Annotated in this window: 17 protein-coding genes; 4 read left to right on the top strand and 13 right to left on the bottom strand. The window is 70.4% G+C overall.

Annotation, left to right across the window (positions count from 1 at the left end; genetic code table 11):
• Nucleotide 1: 1 nt before the first annotated feature.
• Together ABZ564_RS29275 and ABZ564_RS29270 are read right to left on the bottom strand one after the other, a co-directional pair.
• Nucleotides 2–1,402, bottom strand: coding sequence for a hypothetical protein (locus ABZ564_RS29275; protein WP_360862139.1), 1,401 nt, complete (start codon nt 1,400–1,402; stop codon nt 2–4).
• Nucleotides 1,403–2,142: 740 nt separating this feature from the next.
• Complete coding sequence (locus tag ABZ564_RS29270; protein ID WP_360862138.1) at nt 2,143–2,568, bottom strand: ATP-binding protein; 426 nt, start codon at nt 2,566–2,568, stop codon at nt 2,143–2,145.
• Nucleotides 2,569–2,679: 111 nt separating this feature from the next.
• Here ABZ564_RS29270 and ABZ564_RS29265 point away from each other — a divergent pair, with 111 nt between their 5' ends.
• Together ABZ564_RS29265 and ABZ564_RS29260 are read left to right on the top strand one after the other, a co-directional pair.
• Nucleotides 2,680–3,504, top strand: coding sequence for a helix-turn-helix transcriptional regulator (locus tag ABZ564_RS29265; protein WP_360862137.1), 825 nt, complete (start codon nt 2,680–2,682; stop codon nt 3,502–3,504).
• The gene (locus tag ABZ564_RS29260; RefSeq protein WP_360862136.1) at nt 3,501–3,740 is read left to right on the top strand and encodes a DUF397 domain-containing protein; all 240 of its coding nucleotides are present in this window, start codon (nt 3,501–3,503) and stop codon (nt 3,738–3,740) included. The genes ABZ564_RS29265 and ABZ564_RS29260 overlap by 4 nt, the downstream gene beginning before the upstream one ends.
• Here ABZ564_RS29260 and ABZ564_RS29255 read toward each other — a convergent pair.
• Nucleotides 3,737–4,396: a class I SAM-dependent methyltransferase gene (locus ABZ564_RS29255; RefSeq protein ID WP_360862135.1), complete on the bottom strand. Its 660-nt coding sequence runs from the start codon at nt 4,394–4,396 to the stop codon at nt 3,737–3,739. The genes ABZ564_RS29260 and ABZ564_RS29255 overlap by 4 nt on opposite strands.
• Before the next feature lie 81 nt (nt 4,397–4,477).
• Between ABZ564_RS29255 and ABZ564_RS29250 the strand changes: the two genes are divergently transcribed.
• Complete coding sequence (locus ABZ564_RS29250; RefSeq protein ID WP_360862134.1) at nt 4,478–5,167, top strand: hypothetical protein; 690 nt, start codon at nt 4,478–4,480, stop codon at nt 5,165–5,167.
• Between the two features lie 143 nt (nt 5,168–5,310).
• On the opposite strand, the gene ABZ564_RS29245 is transcribed toward ABZ564_RS29250, so the two are convergent.
• Nucleotides 5,311–6,441 carry a glycoside hydrolase family 3 N-terminal domain-containing protein gene (locus ABZ564_RS29245; RefSeq protein ID WP_360862133.1) on the bottom strand — a complete coding sequence of 377 codons (1,131 nt, stop codon included), beginning with the start codon at nt 6,439–6,441 and terminating at the stop codon, nt 5,311–5,313.
• Between the two features lie 324 nt (nt 6,442–6,765).
• Here ABZ564_RS29245 and ABZ564_RS29240 point away from each other — a divergent pair, with 324 nt between their 5' ends.
• The gene (locus tag ABZ564_RS29240; RefSeq protein WP_360862132.1) at nt 6,766–8,388 is read left to right on the top strand and encodes an adenosine deaminase; all 1,623 of its coding nucleotides are present in this window, start codon (nt 6,766–6,768) and stop codon (nt 8,386–8,388) included.
• 63 nt (nt 8,389–8,451) lie between these two features.
• Here the strand turns inward: ABZ564_RS29240 and ABZ564_RS29235 are convergent, their stop codons facing one another.
• The 9 genes from ABZ564_RS29235 to ABZ564_RS29195 all read right to left on the bottom strand — a co-directional run bounded on the left by ABZ564_RS29235 (nt 8,452) and on the right by ABZ564_RS29195 (nt 19,623).
• On the bottom strand, nt 8,452–9,861 hold the full coding sequence (locus tag ABZ564_RS29235; RefSeq protein WP_360862131.1) for a hypothetical protein: 1,410 nt from the start codon (nt 9,859–9,861) through the stop codon (nt 8,452–8,454).
• A 146-nt stretch (nt 9,862–10,007) separates the two neighbouring features.
• On the bottom strand, nt 10,008–10,337 hold the full coding sequence (locus ABZ564_RS29230) for a hypothetical protein (protein ID WP_360862130.1): 330 nt from the start codon (nt 10,335–10,337) through the stop codon (nt 10,008–10,010).
• Nucleotides 10,338–10,515: 178 nt separating this feature from the next.
• A complete protein-coding gene (locus ABZ564_RS29225) occupies nt 10,516–12,390 on the bottom strand; it encodes a discoidin domain-containing protein (protein ID WP_360862129.1) in 1,875 nt (624 codons plus the stop codon).
• 55 nt (nt 12,391–12,445) lie between these two features.
• The gene (locus ABZ564_RS29220; RefSeq protein WP_360862128.1) at nt 12,446–13,867 is read right to left on the bottom strand and encodes a GH1 family beta-glucosidase; all 1,422 of its coding nucleotides are present in this window, start codon (nt 13,865–13,867) and stop codon (nt 12,446–12,448) included.
• A gap of 30 nt (nt 13,868–13,897) precedes the next feature.
• Complete coding sequence (locus ABZ564_RS29215; RefSeq protein WP_360862127.1) at nt 13,898–14,908, bottom strand: ABC transporter ATP-binding protein; 1,011 nt, start codon at nt 14,906–14,908, stop codon at nt 13,898–13,900.
• Complete coding sequence (locus ABZ564_RS29210) at nt 14,905–15,885, bottom strand: ABC transporter permease (protein ID WP_360862126.1); 981 nt, start codon at nt 15,883–15,885, stop codon at nt 14,905–14,907. Before ABZ564_RS29210 ends, ABZ564_RS29215 begins: the two co-directional genes overlap by 4 nt.
• Before the next feature lie 4 nt (nt 15,886–15,889).
• Entirely contained in the window at nt 15,890–16,870 is a 981-nt protein-coding gene (locus ABZ564_RS29205) for an ABC transporter permease (protein WP_360862125.1), read from the bottom strand.
• A complete protein-coding gene (locus ABZ564_RS29200) occupies nt 16,867–17,928 on the bottom strand; it encodes an ABC transporter ATP-binding protein (protein ID WP_360862124.1) in 1,062 nt (353 codons plus the stop codon). Before ABZ564_RS29200 ends, ABZ564_RS29205 begins: the two co-directional genes overlap by 4 nt.
• Before the next feature lie 15 nt (nt 17,929–17,943).
• The gene (locus ABZ564_RS29195) at nt 17,944–19,623 is read right to left on the bottom strand and encodes an ABC transporter substrate-binding protein (protein WP_360862123.1); all 1,680 of its coding nucleotides are present in this window, start codon (nt 19,621–19,623) and stop codon (nt 17,944–17,946) included.
• Between the last annotated feature and the right edge of the window lie 88 nt (nt 19,624–19,711).

Below are 19,711 nucleotides of genomic sequence, written 5' to 3'. Positions count from 1 at the left end.
GCTACGTCACCCCGCTCGAAACGAGATCCCTGCTCAGGCAGAACCTCGCCCCGGCAGCGTAAACACCCGCTGTCCAGTCCGCGGGGGGAACTTCAGGCTGTGAAGGCGTGCAATTGTCGCCCCGCCCGTTGGATACCCACTTATCACCCATCTGGTCGAGATCCTTGGGACCGGGCCAGCGAGTGCCCTCGGACATGTTGTCCGTACGCTCGAGGTCCACCCAGTGCGGGTCGCAGTTGAACGACCACGTCTCATGCGCCCTGAAGGTCGCGTCCAAGACGTACTTGCCGGAAAGCTGAGTTGGGGCCATCTCGAACAGCATGCGGTTCTTGTAGCCGTTGCCGCAGTAGTAGCCATCCGCGCTGCCGCAGAGCCCGACCCCGTACTCCCCATTGAACTGCCACCACCGGTCGCCGTCCGAGGAGATCACCGACCGCTCAGAGATCCCCAGTCCGACCGGCGGATCGATGCGAACGGGATATACCGTCTCCGCGCCTCGCAGCAGATCCAGGTCCGGCGCAATGGAAACGGTCCCCTCCGCGACGTTCACCGGCAGCACTGCGGTCGCATCTCCCGCCCCGGGCTGCGTGGGGTCACCCTCACCCGTCGGGTCCTGCGGCTCCTCGGCCGCCACACGAGTCAGACGAGCCGCAGCCTGGTCACCGGCCGAGTCCCACATCTGCCCCGCAGGCCCGTTGAAGACGGTATTGCCGTTCGCATCGATTGCCCGCAGGCCCCCGCCGGCTCCCGAAACTACCTGCAGCCCGTCTCCATCGACGGACAGCGTCACCTTCTCGAGGGCGGAACTCGCTGCAGCCTCTGCAGACTTGACCACCAGAATCTGGCGGTAGCCTTCCGCCGTCGCCGTGAGTTCGAGGTCGACGCCCGTCATCACCTCGGCGTAGGTGGCCGTCGCCCCGCTGATGGCCGGCTCCGGCAGCTCACCGGGCCAGTCCAAAGAGACCGAACTCTGCCTGCTGCCCAAACGGATCATGCTCCGACTGCCGCCCCCGCTGAAAGCAAGATCCACCACAGCAGCCCTCGGCCCGATCGAACCGTCCGGCCGGCGCACCAGGGTGGTATCCACAGCCTGCCAGGAACCATCACCGGCCCGCACTCGCTGCGGCGCCGTCGACTGCTTCAGCGTGAATGAACCATCCGGATTGGCATCGGTCGTCGAATACTCGGTACGAGCCTCAGCAATCTCGACAGGTTCCCCCGACGCCGCGGCGCGTGCCAACGCTGTCTGTTCAGGATCCGCCTCTGCAACCGTGGTTACTGACGAACCCTCTCTGACTGCCGCTTCGGCATCGGACACAACGCCGGGAGCCACGCCCATCGAGAGACCAAAGGCGAGCAAAAGCCCGCATGCACGCCCGAATCTCCAGCTACTGACAGACACGCCTCTCCCACCCCCGACGTAGGACCTCCCCAGGTCCCGCATATTCGTGACCTTTGAGTGAAGGTCGCTCGCGGACAGTAGGTGTCACCGTCGAGGCCGTCAAGGATCTTCGCTCCCTGGAATGCGCAGCGAGCGGTACACGCATCGCGATTGCGCACATACGGACAAGTGAGGCGAGTTATGGCACGGCGCGATGATTCCTTGATGCACGAACTGCCGCACTCAGCCACAGGCCCTACGGGAAGCCGCATACAGACCCCTCAACGGACGAACCGAAGGTCATATTGCTCCACGCGGACAAAAGCGACGCTGCCTATGCAGACCAAATCTTTACCGTTCTTGCGAACCCATTACCCTGCGGAGGCTTCGAATTGTGGGCTGACCGGCAGCGCCGCTGGCATAAGCCAGTTCGGACTACACGACCCCGGAACTCGAGACCCCCACAGTCCACGGAAGAAGCACCGGACGCTGCGGCGGGGCACTCCACCAACCTTCGGATCGGTGTGCGTTCTTCGGCATGGCCGCTGATCGGGTGACGACTCGGTGTGCGCAACGGACAGGTCTTCCACGCCGGCGAGGAAGACGTTCGACGCCTCGACTCCACGATGTTGGAGACCCGTTGCTTCCATATCGTGCCGCATTCGACCTGCCTCACGCCTTGGTCGAGTGGGACGATTTGCCTGAGTGCAGGCTTCCGCCGCGGGGCGGAATCATCCTGCACCCCCCTGACACACGGGCCCCTAATTTTCGACGGCGAACTCGCACCAGACGATCTTGCCCGGGTGGCGTTCGCCGACCCCCCATTTGGACGCCAGCGCGGCGACCAGCATGAGGCCGCGACCGCGCTCCGCCGTGGGGTCCGGGGACGGAGCCGCCTCCGGGACCTCGCCGTCGCCGCTGTCGTGGATCTCGACCCTCAGCCGCGCCTCGGCGCGGTCCCAGTGCAGGAAAAGCCGGTAACCGCGCCCGGGCGGCACGCCGTGCACGAGCGCGTTGGTCGCGAGCTCGCTTACGCAGAGCAGCACGTCGTCCGTGTTCACGCTGTGCTCCTCGCACGCCCAGTTGACCAGGGCCTGCCGTACGAACTTCCGTACGAGCGGCACGGACCGGCGCTCCCGGCGGTAGAAGGCTTGGCGGAATTCGAGGAGTTGAGTTGCTTCGTTCATGAGACGACGGTCACATACCGTCACTACGGTTGTGCACCGAGTCAGGTCGTACGGAGTCGATGTACGACCGCTGGCGGGTCATCACCATCGCACGAGGGGGAGAGGAACTGCATGGCGAACCCGAAGCAGAGCAGGAAGCGCGGCACGGCCTGGCACGTGATCGGCGCACAGTTGGCGACCTTCCGACGGGCCGCCGGGTTAACACAGACGGCCCTCGCGGACCAGTGCCGCGTGAGCGAGGACACGATCGCGTCCATCGAGCAAGGGCGGCGTCCGCTTCAGCTTGACTTCGCGATCATTTTGGATCAACTTCTGGCCACCAAACAGGCGTTGCAGGTTGCCGTCGTGAAGGTGCCACAGAAGGAGCGGTTTCCCGCGTTCGTACAGGACTTCGTCGACTACGAACAGAACGCGCTGAGCTTGATGTCGTACCAGAGCCAGCTTGTCCCGGGACTCCTCCAGAGGGAGGAATACGCGCGGTTCGTCCTCTCCTGCCAGTACCCGCCCCTGGAGGAGCACGAACTGGAAGATCAGGTAGCGGCCCGCATGGACAGGCAGCGCCTCCTGTCCCGTAAGCCTCGTCCCATGCTGCACTTCATCATCGAGGAGAGCGTCCTGCGGAGCGAGAGGGGAGAGCCCGGCATGATGCGCAAGCAGATTGAGCGTCTACGCGAGTGCGCCGAACTCCCTTTCCTGAGCATCCAGATCATGCCGTCGAAGCTGCCGAAGCACGCCGCCCTCGACGGGCCTATGGTCCTCCTCGAAACCCCGGACCACGACTATCTCGCCTACGTGGAAGGGCAGCTGGTCAGCTTCCTCCACGATGATCCGGATGACGTCAGCGTTCTCCAGCAGAAATATGGGATGCTCCGGTCGCAGGCTCTCTCGCCCGAGGAGAGCATCCGCCTACTGGAACACCTGCTTGGAGAGAGATGAACCGCACTGGCCTCAACTGGTTCAAGTCAAGCTACAGCGGCAGCCAGGGCGGCGACTGCGTCGAAGTCGCTTACAACTGGCGCAAGTCGAGCTACAGCGGCAGCGAGGGCGGCGACTGCGTCGAGGTCGCCGCGCATCCCGTCGCCGTGCACATCCGGGACTCCAAGGTGACCGACGGGCCCGTCCTCACCGTCCCGCCCACCGCCTGGAGCGCGTTCCTCCGGGCGAACGCCTAGCGTCTCGTGGCCGCGAGGTAGACGCGGCGGGCCGGGATCTCGTCCTCGTACGCCTCGCGGACCGTGCAGTCGTCGGTGCCGAAGCCTGCCCCGTGGGCGGCCCTGCGTAGCTCGTACGCGGTGAACTCCGCCCAGTAGACGCGGAGTTCGCTGCCCAGGGGGTCGGCGATGATGCCGTCGCCGACGCCCTCCTTCGCCACGATCAGCAGCTGGCCGCCGGGGCGTATCGCGGCCGCCCAGGACGCGAGCGTGTCGGGCAGCAGGCGCTTGGGCTGGTCGTGCAGGGAGTAGTACGTGACGAGGCCGTCGAGCGGGCCGCCCGTGACGGCGCGCTGGTCCATGACGGCGAACCGGCAGCCGGGCTGCTCCCGGCGCGCGAGCGCGACGCAGCGGGGCGAGAGGTCGATGCCCAGCGCGTCGAGGCCGTGGGCCGCGAGCAGGGCCGTGACGTGGCCGCAGGGCCCGCAGCCCGCGTCGTACACCCTGCCGCCCGCGCCGACCCGTTCCGCGAACGCACGCAGGACCTCCAGGTCGTACGGCTTCGCCTCCAACTCGTACCGGAAGAGCTGGAGGTAGTGCTCCGCGCGCGCGTCCCACGTACGGACGACGTCGGCGGAGCTTCCGGGGGCGGGTACGGAGACGGGGGCATCGGCCATCTCCGTAACGTATCGGGGCGGCGGGTTCCCGAATACCCGGCCCGGCGCACAGCTCCCCGCAGCCCCCTTTACTCTCTCTTTATGCAACGAACGAAGATTCTTGTCGGACTGGCCGCTGCGGGTCTGCTCCTCGCGGGCTGCGGCTCCTCCGGCAACGACGACGACGCCGGCGGCGCCCCGCAGAAGGCACTGCCGGTCGCCGTCGACGGCCCCCGACCGGGGGTCGTCCCCCAGCGCGAGGCCGGCGAGAAGCTCAAGGTCACCCCGACGCCGGCGATGGACGCGCCGTTCGCCGAGAAGGTGGAGCACAACCTGCGGGAGAAGGTGCTCCGTTCGGCGCGGGTGGCCGGCAAGACCTCCGCCACGTGTCCGGACGGCGTGGACCAGAAGGCCGGTGCGGTCAGCACGTGCGTCGCGACGTACGAGGGGGTCGACGTCCCCTACGAGGTCAAGATCAGCGATTCGGCCGAGAAGGGCAGCGTGCTCGTCTTCTTCGACGCCACGCCCAAGAAGGGCCTGCTGGTGGGTGAGGCGGTGTACGACTCGTTCAACGAGCAGTACGGCGCCGAATCCGGCCGCACCGACGCGAGCAAGCTCGCCTGCGACGAGCTCCCCGCCGCGAAGGCGGTCCCGATGGGCGCCGACACCGGCTTCACCTGCCAGTACTGGAGCAAGTTCGGCAACCGGGGCGAGCCCGGTTACACGACCCTGCGCCTCACGATGGGCAAGGACGGCTACGGCCTGGGCTTCGAGCCCGTTCCGGCCGAGTAGCGGGCGGCCGCCCCCACCGGTCCGGACTCGCACCGCGGGCCCGGACCGGCGGGGGCGCTCGTCGCGGCCGCGACCGGCGTCGTCACAGCCCCGCGCGCAGGGCGCTCACGGCCGGATGCGGCCGACCGCAGAGCGATCACGCGTCACAGCCCCGCGCGCAGGGCGTTCACCCGGGCGGCCGCCGCGTCGAACGCGGCCGGGTCGAGCGCACCGCCCAGGGCGCCGGCCAGGGCGGCCACCGCCTCGTCGCCCTGGGAGACGCTGCGCGCCGAGCAGAGCAGCAGGTCCATCCCCGCCCCGGCGGCCTTGACGGCGCGCTGCGAGGTGCTGCCGTAGGACGAGAGGGCGCCGGCCTCCAGCGCGTCGGTGACGGTGACCCCCTTGAAGCCGAGCCGGTTGCGCAGCTCGCCGACGACGGCCGGCGAGAGACCGGCGGGGCGGGCGGAGTCCAGGGCGGTGTAGATCGCCCAGGACAGCATGACCAGCTTGACGCCCGCCGCGATCGCGTCCCGGTACGGGGCCTCGTCCACGCTGCGGAGGGTGGCCGCGGAGGTGGTGATCGTGACGGTCCGCAGGTCGGTGTTCTGGCTGGCCGACGCCGGGCCCAGGCCCGGGAAGTGCTTGGCGGTGGCGGCGACGCCCTCACGCTGCTGCGCGGTGATGAAATCGGCACCGCAACTCGCCACGGCGGCGGCCGACTTGCTGTACGAGCGTTCGTACTGGTCGGTGAAGTCGCCGGCCTTGCGGTACACGTCGAGGACCGGGGCCAGGTTGACGTTCATGCCGACTCCGGCGAGGTTCGCGCCCGCGCCGCTGCCGGTGAAGCCGGCCCAGTAGTGCGGGTCGGCCGAGGCGCCGACGTCCTTGGCCGACTTGACGGGTTCCCCGGGCAGGCGGCGGACCATCCCGCCCTCCTGGTCGGTCATGAGGAGGAGCGGGGCCTGGACGGGGGACGAGGCGCGGGCCTCGTTCATCGACCGGATGACGCCCTCGATCTGCGTCAGGCTCTGGACGTTCTCACCGAAGAAGATGACGCCGGCCGTGTGGCCCTGTTCGATGGCCGTCATCAGGGAGGCCGGGGGTGTCGGGCCCGGGTAGGAGTGGATGACCCGCTGCCCGGCGCGCTGGAGGGGTGACAGGGCGGAGAAGCGGGGATGCGGGGCGCCCTCCGGCAGCCGGAGGGCCGCCTCCGCGGCGGCCGCCGGGCCCAGGCCGCCGGCGAGGGCGGCGGCTCCGGCGATCAGGGCACCGCGCCGGCTCAGGGGTGGGGTCATGAAGGGCCTCCTGCTGGTGGGGGGAGCGGCCGTTGACCGACCGCCCGGGGCAGCACGCTTCGCGTATGGCCTACGCGCGTCCACTTGTCGCGATCACGACACAGTGAGCCACAGGTGCCACCCCACGGTAAACAGTTTCCACCCGCCGTTAGTGGTCTGGACCGCCCCTCACCCCGGTGAACTGCGCGAACACCGGCCGTCCGGCGGAAGTTTCCGCCCGCCCGGCCCGGTCCGCCAGGCGCTCCCCCACTCGATCGGGTGGATCTTCCCTCCCCAAGGCATGATGCGCGGGCAAATGACCTTTGCGGGCGCGATCATGCCTCGGTGATCTCTAGCAACCGGACGGCTCGCCGTCCCAAGTCCCCCTTCCTGGCCGGGATCGGCGGGGCTCTCGCCCTGCTGAGCCTGGTCCCGGCGCTCCCCGCGACCGCCGCCGCTCCCGCGCGCGACAGCGCCGTACGCGCCGCCGAACTCGCCGCGCCCCGCCCGGTGACGCCCGCCGAACGCCGTACCGCCGCCTACCTGGACTCGCTGCGGGACCGGCCCGCGCGGCTGCGGGCCTTCTTCAAGGACCTGCCCAAGGGCGGTGACCTGCACAACCACCTGTCCGGCGCGGTGACCACCGAGTACCTGCTGCAGCTCGCGATCGAGCAGGGGCTGTGCATCGACGCGACGATGACCGCGGTGGCCGCGCCGTGCGGCCCGGGCACCCGGCCGGCCGCCGACGCGCGGACCGACGAGGCGTTCCGGCAGCAGATCGTCCGGGCCTGGTCGATGCAGGACTTCCCGGCCGACGAGTCCGGGCACGACCACTTCTTCGACACGTTCGGCAAGTTCGGCATGGCGACCTGGTACGCCCGGGGCAAGATGCTGGCCAACGTCGCCGACACCGTGGTGAAGCAGAACCAGTTCTACCTGGAGACGATGGTCAGCCCGGCCTCGGACAGCGCCAAGTCGCTGGCCGACGCGGTGGGTTACGACGCCGACCTGGCCGCACTGCACCGCAAGCTCCTGGCCGGCGGGAAGCTGGACAAGGTGATCGACGAGGCGGTCCAGGAGGCCGACGACACCGACGTCCAGTTCCGCGAGGCCGCCCACTGCGACACCCCCCGCCCCGCGCCCGCCTGCGAGCTGCCCGTCCGCTGGATCTCCCAGGTCTCCCGGGGCAGCTCCCCGGTCCGGGTCTTCACGCAGATGGCGGTCGGCATGCGGCTGGCCGAGCGCGACCCGAGGTTCGTCGCGGTCAACCTCGTCCAGCCGGAGGACTGGGACAGCTCGCTGGAGAACTACAGCCTCCAGATGCGGATGCTGAAGTACCTGCGCGGGCAGTACCCGGGCGCGCACCTCACCCTGCACGCCGGTGAGCTGGCCCCGGGCATGGTCAAGCCGGAGGACCTGACCTTCCACATCGACGAGGCGGTGCGGGTCGCCGGCGCCGAGCGCATCGGGCACGGCGTGGACCTGGTCCACGAGGACGACTGGCGCGCGCTGGCCCGGACGATGGCGCGACGGCACGTCGCGGTCGAGGTGCCGTTCTCCAGCAACAAGCAGATCCTCGGCATCGCGGGCGAGGACCACCCGTTCAACGCGTACCGCCGCTACGGCGTGCCGATCGTGCTGTCCACCGACGACCCTGGCGTCTCCCGGATCGACATCAGCCACGAGTACCAGTACGCCGCGAAGACGTACAGCCTCTCGTACACCGAGCTGAAGGACCTGGCCCGCGCCTCGCTGGAGTACGCGTTCCGCGACGGCCGCAGCCTGTGGGCGGCCGGCACCGCGCCCTCCGGCTACCGCATGGTGGCGGCCTGCCGGGCCGACCGCCCCGGTGACGGCCGGCCGGGCGCGCGCTGCGCGGACTACCTCGCGGCCAGCCCGAAGGCGGCGACCGAGTGGCGCCAGGAGGCGGCCTTCGCCGCGTTCGAGCGCGCCCACGGCGGTCGCTGAGCCGGCCGGACCATGGCCGAAGGGGGTACGGGGCCCGCGTCCCGTACCCCCTTCGCCGTGTTGTCAGAATCCTCCGCCGAAGTCCCCGCCTCCGCCGCCGAAACCGCCGCCGTCCCCGAAGCCGCCGCCCCCGCCGTCGCCTCCGCCTCCGAAGCCGGACGAGTCGAAGTCCGAGCCCGAGAAGTCGCCGCCCGAATAGTCGCCGCCCCCGAACTCACCGCCGCCGTAGTCCGCCGCGTACGCCGGGGTGGCGAGCATCGAACCGAGCATGGTGCCGACCAGGAGCCCGGGCAGCAGCCCGCCGCCGAAGTAGCCGCCCGCCCAGGGGCCGTAGGCCGGGCCCGCCTCCCAGTACGGGCGGCGGCGGCCGTCGCCCACGTCGACGGTCCGGCTCATCGGGTCCTGGCCCTCCCGCAGCCGCACCTCGTCCGCCGCGCACACCGGGACCTCGCGGGCGCTGCCGCCCGACGGGGACCAGCGGACGTCGGCGACCGAGGGGCCGTGGCGCGGGTCGAAGAAGCAGGGCGGGCGGCGGACCGGGAGCTCGCGGCCGGAGCGGCGGGCGTCGAGCACGGTGAGCGAGTAGCGCCCGTCCTCCAGGGCCTGGGTCACCCCGCGCACGTCGGAGGGGTGTTTCGCCCGCGCCATACGGGACTTGGCGCTCTCGTAGGAGTCCAGGGCGTGTTCGTAGTCGGTGCGCATCGCGTCGTCGGCGCCGGGCTCCGCCGGGTGGAAGTCGAGCCGGTCCAGGGTCTCGCCGTACGCCGTGATGTCCTCGTCCACGACCACCCGCAGCTTGTCGAGCGCGGCCCGTTCCTCGGTCTCCTTGCGCCTGCGGTTGCGGTGCACGACCGTGTACGCGGTGGCCCCGCCGAGGACCACCACGGCTCCGAGGGCGATCAGGCCGGCGGTGGCCGAGCCGCCGCCGGACGAGGAGTTCCCGCCGCCGCCCCAGGAGGCGGGCGCGCTGCCCCGGGCCTGCTCGACGGCGCGGTCGACGAAGGCGTTGAGCTGGGTCGCGGCGTCGGTGTCCGCGCCGGGCGTCTTCACGGCGGCGGTGAGGTTGAGGACGGCGTTCCGGGACATCACCTGCGGGTCGGCGCCCGCGCTGAAGCCGTCGCCGAGGCGGACGGCGTAGACGCCGGTGATGCCGGTCTCGGTGCGCAGGGTGCGCAGCACGCTGTCCTCGGGGAAGGCCGCGGTGTCCGGCAGCACGGCCACGAAGACCGGCTTGTCCGCGTCCTCGATCTTTTCGGTCAGCGCGGCGGCCTGGCCCCGGGAGAGCTGGTCGGAGGCGGCCGGGTCGACGTAGACGGGCCCCTCGCGCAGGGCCTGGGCAACGTCGTCGACGGTGGAGGCGCCGGTCGCGGCCGGGGCGGCGGGGGCCAGGAACAGGGCGAGTGCGGAGAGCACCGCCAGCAGTGCCGCCAGGAGCGCCGGAGCCGGAGAAGCGAGGAACGGCCTGTTCCGCATACTCCCAAGCTACCGCACACCCGTACGAAACGGGTGGGTCGCCGAACCGGGGTGCGGGGCGGGCGGCCGGTCCCCGGACCACCCGCCCCCGCGCCGCTCAGGCGGCCCGGCAGGCCGTCCGCGGCTTCACCGCCGCACCGGTCGGCTCACCGGTGAGCAGCCAGGCGACCGGCGTCCGCGAACGGCTCGGACACCTTCTCGGTCGGCTTGCAGCCGGTCCTCTGCTGGACCAGCAGGCGGGCCCGGCCGGTGGCCTCCCGACCGGTGGCCTCCCGGCCGGTGGTCTCCCGGCCGGTGGTCTCCCGGCCGGTGGTCTCCCGGCCGGCGGTCTCCCAGCCGGCGGTCTCCCAGCCGGCGGTCTCCCGGCCGGTGGTCTCCCGGCCGGCCTCGGTCCGGCCGGGGCCGGTGCGCTCGGCGACCTCGGCGGCCGGGGCGGCCGTCCCGGGGACGACCCCGGCGAGCAGGCCGGCCGGCACGGCGGTCGCGGGTCTCGCCCGGCGGCGGATGCGGGGCGGCGTGAACGGCTCTCCTTCGTACGGTGACCGCGCGCGGCACGGCGGTGGGGGACGCCGTGCCGCGCGCGGAGTGCGGGTGGTACCGGGAGGTGACGTGCCTGTGGGGGGTGGTGCGGGGGGTCCCGGGGTCCGGGGGCGGCTACTTCTTCTGCTCCACCCGCACCCAGTCGATCTCCGCCTTGACGCCGCCCTGCGCGACGCGGTCCACGCTGGACTGCGGGAGGCCCCAGTACGGGCTGGTGACCTTGTTCCAGCCGGCCGGGTAGGCGCCGCCGAGGGCCAGGTTGAGGATCACGTACTGGTTCCGGTCGAAGACCCACTTGCCTCGGGTGGACTCCAGCTTCTGGCGGGAGGTGGCCTGGACGACCCGGTCGTCGACGGTGAACGTCATGCCCTCGGGCGTCCACTCGACGCCGTAGGTGTGCCACTGGTCGGCGCGCCCGCCGTCGGCGTACGTCTGCCGGGCGCCGATGTTGCCCTCCGCCGAGTAGCCGGGGCCGTGCAGGGCGGAGCTGGTCCAGTCGCCGTAGCCGATGTTCTCCATGATGTCCGTCTCGCCCGAGCCGGGCCAGGACACGTCCGGGTCGTCGACGTCGCTGCCGAGCATCCAGAAGGCGGGCCAGAAGCCGTCGCCGACCGGCAGCTTCATACGGGCGCTGACCTTGCCGTAGGTGAAGTCGAACCTGGTGTTGGTGTCGATGCGGCCGGAGGTGAAGTCGAAGGTGCCCGCGGGCGTCGAGGTGCAGCCCTTGCAGTACTTCGACTCCAGGACGAGGGCGCCGTTCTCGGTGCGGATGTTCTCCGGCGAGTCGACGTACGCCTGCGATTCGCCGTTGACCGGACCCATCTCCGTGCCGGTACGCACGACCCGCCACTTGGAGCGGTCCAGGCCCGAGCCGGTGAAGTCGTCGAAGAAGGTGGTGGTGTAGGCGCCGCCGGGGCTCTTGGGGAGGGGCGGGTAGGCGGCGTCCGCGCTGCCGCCGGTGCCCCAGACCTGGAACTCGTAGAGCGAGTAGCCGAACTGGGCGGTGGAGGGGGCCGGGTTGTAGAAGGAGCGGCGCTCCACGCCGAGCATCCGGACGTAGCGGCCGGTCGCCGGGGTGGGCAGCGTGACGGTGTCGTGCCGCCCCACGGCGTCGCCGGGCGACTTGACGTCGGCGCGGCGGGCGGCGACCTCGGCGGCGGACGGCTGGTAGACGGTGCGCCAGGTGCGGTTGTCGTCGGAGACCTGGATGCGGTAGTCGACGGCGTAGGCCGCCTCCCAGTACAGGTCCACGGTGTCGATGACGGAGGTGGCCCCGAGGTCGACGCCCACCCAGCGGTTGGCGTTCCAGTCGCTGGACCAGCGGGACCGGTCGGCCTTCAGGTCGGCGGGCCAGCCGCCGTCGGTGACGAAGGCCGGGGAGTTGCCGGCGTGCTGGTAGAAGTCGCCGTACGCGGGGTGGTCGAGGGCGAGGTTGGTGCGGGTGGTGGAGGCCGGCGCCGGCTCTCCCCCGTACACCTTGAAGGAGTAGAGGGAGTAGCCCCAGGGGGTGGCGCGCTGGACGCCGCGCATCCGGACGTAGCGGCCGGTGACCTCCTGCGGGTAGGTGTGCGCGGTGACGCTGCCGCCGGTGCCGTCGTCCTCGGTGTAGAAGGTGGTCCAGTCGGTGCCGTTCTTCGACACCTCCAGGACGTACTTCTTGCCGTAGGCGGCCTCCCAGTCCAGGGTGACCCGGCTGACGCGGATGACGGAGCCGAGGTCGACCCGTATCCAGGCGTCGTCGGCGAAGTCGCTGGACCAGCGGGTGGTGCCGTCGCCGTCGGCCACCGCCCCCGGTCCGGAAGCGGCGTTCTCGCTCCCGGACGCGGTGACGGATCCCGGGTCGGCGGCGTGGGCGGCGGCGGCCCGGTCGGTGTCCCACGCCGCGGCCTCGGCCACCGCCGGCCGGGGGGCCGGGGCGGCGAAGGCCGTGGGGGCGGCGAGGGCGATCAGAGCGGCGGTGGTGGCTGCCAGGGTCGTACGAGAGGGCATGGTGGGGTTCCCGTTCGTATCGGTGGGGGTCGGGCGGCCACACCCGCGAGCGCGGCTACGACGCGTCGCGGGTGAGCCGGATGGTGTCGCGGTACCACTTGGCGCTGTCCTTGAGCGTCCGCACCTGCGTGTCGTAGTCGACGCGGACGATGCCGAACCGCTTGTCGTAGCCGTAGGACCACTCGAAGTTGTCCATCAGCGACCAGGCGAAGTAGCCCCGCACGTCCGCCCCTCGGGAGCGGGCGGCGGCGACGGCGGCGATGTGGTCGGCGAGATAGGTGGTGCGGTCGGCGTCGTGGATCCCGCCGTCCTCGGAGACGGTGTCGTCGAAGGCGGCGCCGTTCTCCGTGATGACCGTCGGGAGGCCGTAGTCCTCCTCCAGACGGACGAGCAGGTCGGTGAGGGCGGTGGGGGTGATCTCCCAGTCCATGGCGGTACGCGGCAGGTCGCGCTCCACCTGCCGGGTGACGGGCAGCCCGTCGGCGTCGGTGGCCGCGCCGTCCTCCGTGACGCCGGAGAACAGCGAGCCCCGGTAGAAGTTGACGCCGAGGACGTCCAGCGGGGTGGAGATGGCGGCCAGGTCGCCGTCCCGGACGGGCAGTTCGACGCCCTGGGCGGCGAGGTCGGCGACGACGTCCTCGGGGTAGGCGCCCTTGACGACGGGGTCCAGGTAGAGCCGGGCGCCGAGGCCGTCGGCGCGGCGGCAGGCCTCGGCGTCCTCGTGGCTGTCGGTCTCGGGCGTCGCGGTGCCCAGGTTGAGGGTGATGCCGAGTTCGAGCGCGTTGCCCCGGGCCGCGGCCTGCTCGCGCAGGTGCCGGGAGGCGAGGCCGTGGCCGAGGAGCAGGTGGTGGACGGCGTGGATCGCCTCGCCGAAGTCCTGCCGGCCGGGGGCCTGGTTGCCGTAGGCGTAGCCGAGCATCGCCGAGCACCAGGGCTCGTTGAGCGTGGTCCAGTGCGTGACCCGGTCGCCGAACGCGTCGTAGGCGAGCGCGGCGTACTCGGCGAAGCGGTACGCGGTGTCGCGCACCGGCCAGCCGCCCGCGTCCTCCAGCTCCTGCGGCAGGTCCCAGTGGTAGAGGGTGACCCAGGGGGTGACGCCCTTGGCCTCCAGCTCGTCGAGCAGGCGCTTGTAGAAGTCGAGGCCCTTCGGGTTGGCCGGGCCCCGGCCGCCGGGCTGGATGCGCGGCCAGGCCAGCGAGAAGCGGTACGTGTCGACGCCGAGGTCCGCGATCAGCGCGACGTCCTCGGGCATCCGATGGTAGTGGTCGCACGCCACGTCACCGTTCTCGCCGCGGACGACCATGCCCGGCACCCTGCAGTACGTGTCCCAGATGGACGGTGTCCTGCCGTCCTCGGCCGCCGCGCCCTCGATCTGGTACGCGGCTGTGGCGACGCCCCAGCGGAAGCCGGCGGGCAGACCGGGCACGGCCCGGGCGACGGTCTCGCGGGCGTATGCCCGGGGGGTGACGAGATTCATGGTTCTCCTGGGGTGGGTCGCTCGGAAACGCTACGGACGGGCGGCGGCCGCCGGGGCCTCGTGGTGGAGCCAGCAGGCCACCGAGCGGGAGCCGTCCGCGTCCGGCGCCGCGAGCACCGGGACGTGGGTGTCGCAGCCCTCGGTCTTCTTGGCGCAGCGGGGGTGGAAGGCGCAGCCGGCCGGCATCGCCGAGAGGTGCGGGGGCGAGCCGGGGATGCCGCTGAGTTCGCGGCGGGGGCCGTGCAGCGCGGGGAAGGAGTGCAGCAGCCCGGCGCTGTAGGGGTGGCGGGGGTCGTGGTAGATCTCGGAGGCGCCGGCCTGCTCGACGATCCGGCCGCCGTACATGATCGCGATCCGGTCGGAGAACTCGATCAGCAGCGAGATGTCGTGGGTGATGAAGACGACCGAGAAGCCCAGTTCCTCGCGGAGCCTGACCAGTTGGCGCAGGATCTGGCGCTGCATGACGACGTCGAGCGCGGTGGTCGGCTCGTCCATGATGACGATCTCGGGCTCCAGGGCGAGCGCCATCGCGATCATGACGCGCTGGCGCATGCCCCCGGAGAGCTGGTGCGGGTAGGCGCCGAGCCGGTCCGGGGAGATCCCGACGAGGCCGAGCAGTTCCCGGGCCCGGGCGGTGCGGTCGGCCTTCTTCATCTCCGGGCGGTGGGCCTGGAGGACGTCGGTGAGCTGTCTGTGCACCGTGTACACGGGGTTCAGCGAGTTCATCGCGCCCTGGAAGACGATCGACAGCTCCTGCCAGCGGAAGGCGCGCAGTTCGGCCGCCGACATGGCCAGCAGGTCCAGGGCCTCGCCGTCGCGCCCGTGGTAGTGGACCTCGCCGCCGGTGATGACGCCGGGCGGGGAGAGGAGCCGGGTGACCGCGTAGGCGAGGGTGGACTTGCCGGAGCCGGACTCGCCGGCGAGGCCCAGGACCTCGCCGCGGTGCAGGGTGAGGTCGATGTCGCGCAGGGCGTGCACGGCGCCGGCGCCGGTCCCGTAGTCCACATTGAGGCCGCTGATGGTGAGGACGGGCTCGCTCATGAGCGGGTCTCCTTGTGCGGTGCGGTGCCGGTACGGGTCACCGGGGTGAAGCCGACGCGCATCCTGACCTTGCGGGAGCCGCCGGTCTCGGTGCGCAGCCGCGGGTTGACGAATTCGTCGATGCCGAAGTTGATGAGCGCGAGGGACATGCCGAGCAGGGCGATGCAGAGCCCGGCGGGGACGAACCACCACCAGGCGCCCTGGGCGAGTGCCTGGTTGGACTGCGCCCAGAACAGGACGGTCCCCCAGTTCCAGTTGGAGATGTCGGCGACGCCGATGAAGGCGAGGGTGATCTCGGAGAGGATCGCGAAGATGACCGTGCCGACGAAGCCGGAGGCGATGACGGCGGTGAGGTTGGGCATGATCTCGAAGAGGATGATCCGCCAGGTCGGCTCGCCGGTGGCGCGGGCCGCCTCCACGTAGTCGCGGCGGCGCAGCGACAGCGTCTGGGCGCGCAGCACGCGGGCGCCCCAGGCCCAGGAGGTGAGGGCGATGACGAAGGCGATGAGCAGGTCGCCGGCGTCGGTGACGAAGCTGGCGATGATGATGATCAGCAGCAGGCCGGGGATGACCAGGAAGACGTTGGACAGCAGCGACAGCACCTCGTCGACCAGGCCGCCGAGGAAGCCGGCGCTGACCCCGATCAGCACGGACAGGACGGTGGCGAGGATGCCCGCGACGAAGCCGACGACGAGCACGCCCCGGGTTCCGACGAGGATCTGCGAGAGCACGTCCTGACCGGTCTGCGTGGTGCCGAACCAGTGCGAAGCGGAGGGCGCCTGCAGCAGGTCCTGGCTCATCTTGTCGGGGTCGTACGGGGCGATCCACGGGCCGATGACCGCGATCAGCACGAAGAAGAGCAGGATGCCCAGTCCGATGACGGTCTTCCGGCCGCGCAGGAAACGGAACCTGCGCTTGCTCGCTGCCGGGGTTTCGGCCGCGTCGAGTACGGCGACCTCGGTGGCGGTGACGGCCATAGCCCTACGCCTCCCTTCGGGTACGGGGGTCGAGGACCATGTAGAGGACGTCGGCGAGGAGGTTCGCCATGAGCACGGAGAGCGTGATGATGAGGAAGATGCCCTGCATGAGGGGATAGTCCTTGGCGCCCACCCCCTGGAGGAGCTGGAAGCCGATGCCCGGGTAGTTGAAGACCATCTCGACCAGGAGCGTGCCGCCGACGATGAGGCCGAGCGAGAGGGCGAAGCCGGAGATGTTGGGCAGGATCGCGTTGCGTGCCGCGTAGCCGAACATCACCCGGCGCTCGGAGAGGCCCTTGGCCTGGGCGACCATGACGTAGTCCTCGCTGGACACCGTCACCATCATGTTCCGCATGCCGAGGATCCAGCCGGCCACGGCACTGAGGACGATCGTCACACCCGGCAGCACCCCGTGGTAGAGCGCGCTGGAGATGAACGGCCAGTCGAAGGCCGGGACCAGGGAGTTGTCGTACCCGCCCTCGAAGGGGAAGAGCGGCCACTTGACGGCGAACAGCGAGATCGCGATGAGGCCGAGCCAGAAGTACGGGATGGCGGAGATGAACGTGGTGACGGGCAGCAGGCTGTCCATCCAGGAGCCGCGCCGCCAGCCGGTGAGGACCCCGATGCCGGTGCCGAGGACGAAGCTGATCAGCGTGGTGATGCCGACGAGCGCAAGGGTCCAGGGCAGTGCCTCGCCGATGACCTCGCTGACCGGGGTCGGGAAGAAGGTGAACGACATCCCGAGGTCGCCGTGGAACAGGTGCGACCAGTAGTCCGTGTACTGCTGCCAGAGCGACTGCTTCTTGTCGAGGCCGAACAGGGCCTTCAGCGAGTCGATGGCACTGGTGTCCAGCTGGCCCTGGAAGCGGGCGATGAGCGCCTGGACGGGGTCGCCCGGCATCAGGCGCGGGAGGATGAAGTTGATCGTGATGGCGGCCCAGGCCGTGACCAGGTAGAAGGCGAGCCGTTGGAGCAGGAACTTCACTTCGCAGCCTCCTTCTCGTGGTCGTCGGTGCGGGCGGTGCCGGTGCCCTCGTACAGCCAGCAGGCGGCCCACTGGCCGTCGGCCAGGTCGAAGCGCGGCGGCAGCTCGGTGCGGCAGCGCTCCATCGCCTTGGGGCAGCGGGGGTGGAAGCGGCAGCCGGCCGGCGGGTCGATGAGCGACGGGGGTTCGCCGCTGCCGTTCTCCTCCGGCTCGTCCTCGGCGCCCGTGCGGTCCGGGTGGGGCGCCGAGGCGATGAGCAGCTGGGTGTAGGGGTGTGCGGGGCGCTGGGTGACGGTCTCGCTGTCACCGCCCTCGACGATCCGGCCCGCGTACATCACCAGCGTGGTGTCCGCGAAGTAGCGGGCGGAGGCGATGTCGTGGGTGATGTAGAGGATCGCGAGGCGGAGCCGGTCCTTGAGGTCCTTGAGCAGGTTGAGCACCCCTAGCCGGATGGAGACGTCCAGCATCGAGACCGGCTCGTCGGCCAGGAGGACCTGGGGGTCGGCGCCGAGCGCGCGGGCGATGGCCACGCGCTGGCGCTGGCCGCCCGACAGCTCGTGCGGGAACTTGTCCAGGTACTGATGAGGAGGAGTCAGCTGGACGCGGTTCAGCAGAGCGGTCAGGTTGTGTTCCAGTTCCGCCGCGCCGCTGCCCGCCCGGCCGTGGATCCTCAGCGACCGGGTCAGGTGGTAGCGCACGGTGTGCACGGGGTTCAGCGAGGCGAACGGGTCCTGGAAGATGAGCTGGACCCGGCGTACGTAACTGCGGAAGGACCGGCCACGTCCGGCCTTCACCGGCTGTCCGCCCAGGTGGATCTCGCCCGAGGTGAGCGGATACAGCTGCGCGAGCAGTCTGGCGACGGTGGACTTCCCGGAGCCCGACTCCCCCACCAGTGCCGTGACGGTGCCGCGCCGCAGTTCCAGCGAGACGTCGTCGACGGCGTGGACGGTACGGCGCGTGCGGGCGAGGAGGTCGCGGGCGGTGCGCCGCACGGCGAAGTGCTTGGTGACCCCGCGTGCTTCGAGCACGATGTGGTTGTTCTCTGGCTGCTCAGACATGACCGGTACCTGGTCCTACTTGGCGGGCTTGAGCTTCAGCACGATCTCCAGCGAGGAGCGCTGGGTGTGCTGCGGGTCGGCGTACGGGTCGTCCTCGGTGGGCCAGCCCACCCAGTTCTTCGTGGAGTACTCGGCCCCGACGGGCGCGGCCGCGGTCGGGACCATCGGCGCCTGCTCGACCATGATCTTCTGGAGGGTGTTCATCGCCGTGTTGCGGGCGACGTCCGTGGTGGCCTGGGCGAAGTCCTTCAGCGCCTCGGTCGCCTCGGTGCTCTTGAAGCGGCCGAAGTTGCCCTGCTGGGAGGGCTTGCCGATGGGCTGGAGCAGCGCCCCGTCCATGATGTTCTGGTACATGTCGTACGGGGTGGCGCCGCTGTTGGTCCAGTGCAGGGTGGCGTCGAAGTTGCCGTTGGCCACGTTGGCGGTCCAGGCGTCGGCGGTCTGCGTCTTGACCTTGGCGTCGATGCCGATCTTCTTGATGTTGTCCTTGATGATCGACAGACCGGTGATGTAGTCGTTCCAGCCGGCCGGGTCGGTGAGGGTGAGTGACACCGGCTTGCCGTCCGGGTCCTTGAGGACGCCCCCGCTGAGCGTGAAGCCGGCCTTCTCCAGGACCTTCTTGGCGCCCTCGACGTCCGGGGTCGTGGTGGCTTTCTGGTACTCGGGGGCGAGGAAGGACTCACCGGCGGGCAGCGGGATGCCGGTGGGGTTGGTGATCTCCGGGTAGAGCGTGGCCTCGGCCTGGGTGTAGATGGCCTTGCGGTCGATGACCATCGCCATGGCCTTGCGCAGCGCCGGGTTGTCGAACGGCTTGCGGGTGGTGTTGAACCAGAGGCCGTGGATGCCGAGGCCGGAGGGGAACCACAGCTTGTGGTTCTCCGGGTCCTTGGCGATGAACAGCTTCTTGTAGTCCGGCATGAAGACGAAGGACCACTCCAGCTTGCCGCCGGCGAGCGCGGTGGTGGCCGCGTTGTTGTCGTTGTACGTGCTGTAGCGCAGCTCCTTGACCTTGGTCGAGCCCTTCCAGTAGGTGGGCGTCGCGGTCAGGGTGGTGGTCTGCGGCGTGAAGGTCTTCAGCTTGTACGGGCCCGAGCCCACGGGGGTCCGGTTCGGCCAGGTCTCCGGGTTGTCGACCTTCTCCCAGATGTGCTTGGGCACGATGAACTGCTGGATGATCTTGTTCTGGTTGACGTACTGCGAGGTGTCGAAGGTCAGGACGACCTTCTTGTCCTTGACCTCGACGCCGCCCCACGGGATGCCGTCCTGGTTGAGCGCGGGGTGCTTCTTCAGCGTGTTGAAGGTGAACGCCACGTCCTCGGCGGTGAGCGGCTTGCCGTCGGCCCACTTGGCGCGGTCGTCGAGGGTGAACGTGACCTTCGTGAAGTTGAGCTCCCACTTCCAGTCGGTCGCCAGCCACGGGTCGGCCTTGGCGGCGGGCCGGATCTGGCTCGTCATCGCCAGCGGCTCGTAGATCATCCAGCGGTAGCCGAGGGTGGCGCCGGCCGAGGTGTTGAGGAACGGGTTGCTGTTGTTGGTCTGCGGTCCGTCCGGCTTGCCGATGTTCAGGACGCCGGTGGCGCCGCCGCCGGACTTGTTGTTCCGGTTGGAGTTGGCGGACGAACATCCGGCGGCGAGCGCGACCACCGCGGTGGCGACCGCGACGGCTCTGAGCGTGTGGTGACGGCGTGCGGACATAACGACTCCAGGAGGGACTGGCGGGTCTGTGGGATCCGGAAACGGGCAGCGCTCGGCGCGCCTTGTACGGGCGTTGCTGGTACGGGCG

Origin of the sequence: Streptomyces sp. NPDC019224, assembly GCF_040632605.1 — a bacterium.
Taxonomy (GTDB): Bacteria; Actinomycetota; Actinomycetes; order Streptomycetales; family Streptomycetaceae; genus Streptomyces.
This window is presented reverse-complemented; position numbering and strand designations above follow the sequence as displayed.